This is a genomic window from Sphingopyxis sp. SCN 67-31 (assembly GCF_001725095.1).
In genome coordinates this window covers 1-6,230 of sequence record NZ_MEFH01000035.1, presented here as the reverse complement: position 1 = coordinate 6,230, position 6,230 = coordinate 1, and the positions used below count along the sequence as shown (strand labels likewise).

Below are 6,230 nucleotides of genomic sequence, written 5' to 3'. Positions count from 1 at the left end.
CCCGGCTCGGCGGCGGCAGGCGGCGTCAGGGCCAGACTGGCGGCAAGGACCAGAAGGCGGGTCATGCAGGGGCTCCGGCAGGATGAACCTGATCGCCCGCGCCGCGCTCGGCAGCGCTTTCGCCGAAACGCTCGTACAGGATGGGCAGCAGGATGAGTGTGAGCAGCGTCGCCGTCACCAGCCCGCCGATAACGACGATGGCAAGCGGGCGCTGGATTTCCGAACCCGGACCCGACGCGAAGAGCAGCGGGACGAGGCCGAAGGCGGCGATGCTCGCGGTCATCAGCACCGGGCGCAGGCGCCGTGCGGCGCCCTCGCGCACCGCCTGGTGCAGCGGGACACCCCGTTCGCGCAGCTGACGGAAATAGCTGACCATGACGAGCCCGTTGAGCACCGCGATGCCGAGCAGCGCGATGAAGCCGACAGAGGCGGGAACCGACAGATATTCGCCCGATAGTGCGAGCGCGATCATCCCGCCCACCGCCGCAAAGGGTATGTTGACGAGGATCAGCGCCGCCGCGCGCAGCGAGCGCAGCGTCAGATAAAGAACGACGAAGATCATCAGCACCGCGATCGGCAGCACGATCATCAGGCGCGCGGCCGCCCGCTGCTGATTCTCGAACTGGCCGCCCCAGACGATACGATAGCCGGGCGGCAGCTTCACATGCTTGCCGATATCCGCCTTTGCCTCCTCGACATAGCCGACAAGGTCGCGGCCGCTGACGAAGGCCTGCACGAGCGCGAAGCGCGATCCATTTTCATGTTCGAGCTTCACCGGCCCCGCGACCTGTGCGATCGCCGCGACATCGCTGGTGCGAAGGAGGGTGCCGGCGGGGGTTCGATAGAGACGGTCGGTGTAGCTTTGCGCGTCCATGCCGTCGCCGCCTTCGCCGCGGATAACCACGGGAATCCGGCGCGCGCCTTCGGCGATCGTGCCGGCGCGGACGCCCTCGACATCGGCGCGCATCATGTCCTGCAGCATGTCGACGGGCATTCCCGCCCGCCCCGCGGCCATACGATCAATATCGATCTGCAGATAATCGACGCTGTCGTTGGCAACCGTCATCGCCTCGCTCGTCCCGCGGATCGTTTCGAGCCGGCCCTGGATCGCGCCCGCGAGCCGGGCCAGTTCCTTGAGGTCGGGGCCGAACAATTTGATTGCCAGGTCGCCGCGCGCACCGGTGAGCATTTCGGAAACGCGCATCTCGATCGGCTGGGTGAAGCTGGGCTCGATCCCCGGAAAATCGGCGAGCACGGCGCGAATCCGGTCGTTGAGCCAGTCCTTGTCGGCGACGCGCCATTCGGACCGCGGTTTCAGCTTCAGAAAGCTGTCGGTCTCGTTGGGGCTCATCGGGTCGAGGCCGAGCTCGTCGCTGCCGACGCGCGCGATCACGCTGGTGACTTCGGGCACCTGTTCGAGGATCGCGCGCTGCACCTTCATGTCGCCCGCGGCGCTATGCTCGATATTGATGCTCGGCAGCTTGGTGAGCTGAACGATCGTCGACCCCTCGTCCATCGTCGGCAGAAAGGTCTTGCCGGTCACGGTATAGGCGACCCCGGCGAGCAGCAGGCCGATCGCGGATATCCCGGCAACGGTCCGGCGGTGGGCAAAGGCCCAGTCGAGCGCCCGCGCGTGACGCGGCGCCAGGAAACGCATCAGGCGCGGTTCGCGGTGGCCGTCCTGCTGCTTCAGGATGAAATAGGCGAGCACCGGCACCAGCGTCAGCGACAGGACCAGCGCCGAAAGCAGCGCGAGCACGATGGTCAGCGCGACGGGCGCGAACAGCTTGCCCTCCAGCCCCTCGAGCGTGAGCAGTGGCAGGAACACGAGCGCGATGATAAGGAGCCCCGAGGCGACCGGCATCGCGACTTCGGACGCGGCGACGAACACAGCATGCAACTTGCCCATCCGGCGATGCCTGGGATCGGACAAGCGCTCGACGACATTTTCGACGACGACCACGGCGCCGTCGACCAATATGCCGACCGCGATGGCAAGGCCGCCGAGGCTCATCAGATTGGCGGTCAGTCCGATCGCCCGCATGAAGATGAAGGTCAGCAGCGCCGCCATCGGCAGCGCGAGTGCAACGATGACCGACGCGCGGACATCGCCCAGAAACAGCAGCAGCAGGATGACGACGAGGATCGTCGCTTCGATCAGCGCCTTCTCGACCGTCCCGACGGCGCGTTCGATGAGGTCCGACCGGTCGTAGAAGACATCGACGCGCATCCCGCGCGGCAGGCTGGGCTGGATTTCCGCGAGCCGCGCCTTGACCCCGTCGACGACCTTCGACGCGTCGGCGCCGCGCAGCGCGATGACCAGTCCCTCGACCGCCTCGCCCTTGCCGTCCTTCGTGACCGCGCCATAGCGCGTCAGATGCCCGGCGCGCACCGCCGCGACGTCGCCGACGCGCACGATGCCGCCATCCTGCGACCGCACCACGACCGAGGCGAGATCGTCGAGCGTGCGGATCGCGCCGACCGAGCGCACGATCAGCGCTTCGTCGCCGATCTTGAGCCGGCCGGCGCCGTCGTTGCGATTGCTCGCTTCAATCGCCGCGCGCAGATCCTCGACGCTCAGCCCCGCCGCCGCCAGCGCGCCATTGTCGGGGCGCACCTCGAAGGTTTCGGCAAAGCCGCCGAGCGCGTTGACATCGGCAACGCCGGGAACGGTGCGCAGCGCCGGGCGGATGATCCAGTCGAGCACCCGCCGCTTTTCGGTCAGATCCTGCGGCCCTTCGAGCGTGAACATATACATGTCGGACAGCGGCGTGGAGATCGGCGCCATCCCGCCCTCGACCGTCGCCGGCAGGTCGCCCGCGACATTCGACAGCCGCTCGGCGACCTGGCTACGCGCCCAATAGATATCGGTGCCGTCCTTGAAATCGATCGTTATGTCGGCGATCGCATATTTGGCGACCGAGCGCAGGTTCGCCTGATCGGGGATGCCCAGCATCTCCATCTCGATCGGCGTGATGACGCGGCTCTCGACCTCCTCGGGGGTCATGCCCGGCGCCTTCAGGATGATCTTGACCTGCGTCGAGCTGATGTCCGGAAAGGCATCGATCGGCAGATTGGCGAAGGACCAGGCCCCGATCCCGCCCAGCAGCAGTGCGGCACCGATGACGGCGAGACGCAGCGCGAGCGCCTTTTCGACGAGTTTGGCGAGCATCCTATTCGCCGCCCAGCACGGCCTTGAGTTCGGCGATTGCCGAGGTTGCGACGCGTTCGCCGGGCTTCAGTCCGGCGGTTATCGTCGCGCTGGCCCCGACGCGGCTGGCGATGGTGACGGGGCGCAGCGCGAAGCCGTCCGTCCCCTTCACGAAAACCGCATCCCTGTCGCCGACCCGTGTCAGCGCGGCAGCGGGGATGCTCGCCCCGGCGACGGGCTGAACGCCGCCGAGGATCGCGACGACCGACTTGCCGCTGACCAGTGCGGGTGCGGCGTCGAGGCGTGCCTTTGCCGTCAGCGCGCGCGTCGCGGGGTCGATCGAGCCGCCGACGGCGATGACGCGGCCGGTGGCGGGCGCGGTGCCGGGCATCCGGACTTCGACGGGTGTGCCCGGATGCACCGCGCCCGCGAGCCGTTCGGGGATTTGCAGATCGAGCATCAGCCGCGCCGTATTTTCGACGATGAACGGCGCGCTGAGGCCGCCTACCGGGCCGCCCGCCTGCACATTGACGGCGGAGATCCGGCCGCCGATCGGCGCGCGCAGCGTCATTATGCCGCTGCCGTCGGCATTGGCCTGCGCCAGAATGCGGCGGTTTTCGGCGACATTGACTTCTGCCTCGCGCAGCGCGGCGCGCGCCTCGTCGGCGCGGGCGCCCGCGACAATGCCTTCCTTGGCCAGCTGACCGGTGCGGCCCGCCGCGGCGCGGGCAACCTCCAGCTGCGCCTGCGCGCGCGCCAGCGCCGCGCCATATTGGACAGGCTCGGCGGCGCGGATGCTGGCGAGCGGTTGACCGGCGACAACCGCCTCGCCCTCGACGACAAACAGCCGCACCGCAATCCCGTCGAATGGCGCGGTCACCGCGACCCGCGCATCGGGGGGCAGCGATACGGTCGCAGGGACCGCGCCAAGCTCGGCACTGCTGGCGGCCGCCGCGACTGCGGTCGCGATGCCGAGCTTCTCGATCTGTCGGGCCGTCAGCTTGCCCGGCGCCATGGCCGCTTCGCCGCCGTCGGGCGCAGGCGGGGGCGCCTCCTTCGACCACCAGAGGGCTCCGGCACCCGCCGCGAGGGCGAGCGCGGTCGATGCGGCGATAAGGGCTTTCCTGTCCATGGCCGCCCTCTGCCAAGCGAGTCTGACGCCAGCCTGACATTTTGTCAGTGTCGCGTCAGGCAATTGCGCTAGGGTCAGGATCCTAGGACCATCGCACCGGGATGAAGACGGTGAGATCATCCCCACAAGGACAAGATGCCGATGCGTGTATTGCTGGTCGAAGACGATCCCGAACTGCGCCGCCGCCTGACCGAGCGGCTGGTGGCGGCGGGGATTGCCGTCGACAGCGCCGCGTCGGCGGGCGACGCCCGCGACTGGCCCGACATCGACATGCTGGGCGCGGTGATCCTCGATCTGGGGCTGCCCGACGGCGACGGGATTGATGTGCTGCGCCACTGGCGCGGCGCCGGGCGGACGGTGCCGATCCTGATCCTGACCGCGCGGGGCAACTGGCGCGAAAAGGTCGAGGGGCTGAACAGCGGCGCCGATGATTTCATCGTCAAGCCGGTGCGGTTCGAAGAGTTGCTGGCGAGGCTGCATGCGCTGTGGCGGCGTGGACGCGGGCGCGGCAGCAACGCGCTGACGGTCGGTCCGCTTTCGCTCGACCCCGTCGCGTCCACCGCGACGCTGCACGGCGAAGCGCTGACGCTCAGCCGCAAGGAGTTCGCGCTGCTGCACCTCTTCATGCGGCGTCCCGAACATATCTTGTCGCAAGCCGACATCCTCGATCAGCTTTACGCACTCGAAGCCGAGCGCGATCGCAACGCGGTGGAAGCGCATATCAGCCGGCTGCGCCGCAAGATCGGACGCGACGCTATTCGCACCGTGCGCGGCCTGGGCTATCGGCTCGATTTGTGACCCGACTCTTTTCCAGCCTGCGCGCGCGCTTTCTGGCCGCCATCCTGATCTGGGTGGCGCTGGGCATCGGCGCGCTGTGGTTTTCGTCGGTGCGGCTGTTCAGCAGCCATGTCGAACAGCAATATCATGAAGAGCTGGAGGTTCATGTCCGCGAGCTGGCCGAACTGACCGTCCTCGACGCAGCGGGTAACCCCCGCCTGTCGCGGCCGCTGTCCGATCCGCGCTATGCGGTGCCTCTGTCCGGATTTTACTGGCAGATCGGGCGCCCCGGCTATCGCTCGCTGAAGTCGCCCTCTATGACGCGCGGCGCGCTCGACGAGGATGTCGCGCACAGCCCGGACATCCTGCACCGCGTCGAAAACGGCCCGACGGGCCCCACGATCACCTATGGCTTCGAGCGCGCCATGCCGGGCGGCGCCCCGCTGCATTTCGTCATCGCCACCGACGAGCGCCTGCTGCGCGCCGTCATCGCGAGCTTCACCCGCGAGCTCAGCCTGTGGCTCAGCCTGCTCGCGCTCGCGCTTCTGGCAAGCGGCCTTGCGATCATCACGCTCGGCTTCCGGCCGTTCAACCGGCTGGCCGCGCGGATCGCGGCCCTGCGCCGCGGGCAGGCCGATCACATCGAGGGGGTGTTTCCCGACGAGATCCGCCAGCTCGTCGATCCGTTGAACAGCTATCTGGCGCGCAATGCCGAGATCGTCGAACGCGGGCGTGTCGCCGCGGGCGCGCTGGCGCACTCGCTGCGCACCCCGCTCGCCGTCGTCACCGACGAGGCCGAACGGCTGCAACAGCGCGGCACCGAAAGCGCCGCGGCCGACGTCTTCCTGTCCGAAAGCGAGACGATGCAGCGCCAGATCGACTATCATCTGTCGCGCGTCCGGTCGGGCGGGTCGCATGCGGGGATGGTCGGCGGCGTGCGGCTCGCCGCGATCCTGCCGCCGCTGATCGCCGCGATGGAACGCTGTCATCCGGGCAAGCGCTTCGCTGCGACCGCGGCGGCGCTCGACCCGGCCGCCCCTTCGCTTCCCATGGATGCCGAGGATCTGAGCGAGATATTGTCGAACCTGCTCGACAATGCCGGAAAATGGGCGCGATCGGGCATCACGATCGACTATCGCTTCGACGGCGCCGCGCGCCGCATTGCCATCA

At 68.3% G+C, this 6,230-nt stretch carries 4 protein-coding genes; 2 read left to right on the top strand and 2 right to left on the bottom strand.

The genetic code is table 11. The features are described from left to right. Positions 1 to 61 precede the first annotated feature (61 nt). On the bottom strand, positions 62 to 3,172 hold the full coding sequence (locus ABS88_RS04935; RefSeq protein ID WP_286749316.1) for an efflux RND transporter permease subunit: 3,111 nt from the start codon (positions 3,170 to 3,172) through the stop codon (positions 62 to 64). 1 nt (position 3,173) lies between these two features. Continuing rightward, entirely contained in the window at positions 3,174 to 4,283 is a 1,110-nt protein-coding gene (locus tag ABS88_RS04930; RefSeq protein WP_286749315.1) for an efflux RND transporter periplasmic adaptor subunit, read from the bottom strand. A gap of 141 nt (positions 4,284 to 4,424) precedes the next feature. Between ABS88_RS04930 and ABS88_RS04925 the strand changes: the two genes are divergently transcribed. Continuing rightward, the gene (locus ABS88_RS04925; RefSeq protein WP_217372812.1) at positions 4,425 to 5,081 is read left to right on the top strand and encodes a response regulator transcription factor; all 657 of its coding nucleotides are present in this window, start codon (positions 4,425 to 4,427) and stop codon (positions 5,079 to 5,081) included. Next, the coding region (locus tag ABS88_RS04920) for a sensor histidine kinase (RefSeq protein ID WP_286749312.1) at positions 5,078 to 6,230 on the top strand (1,153 nt) is incomplete at its 3' end. The genes ABS88_RS04925 and ABS88_RS04920, both read left to right, overlap by 4 nt.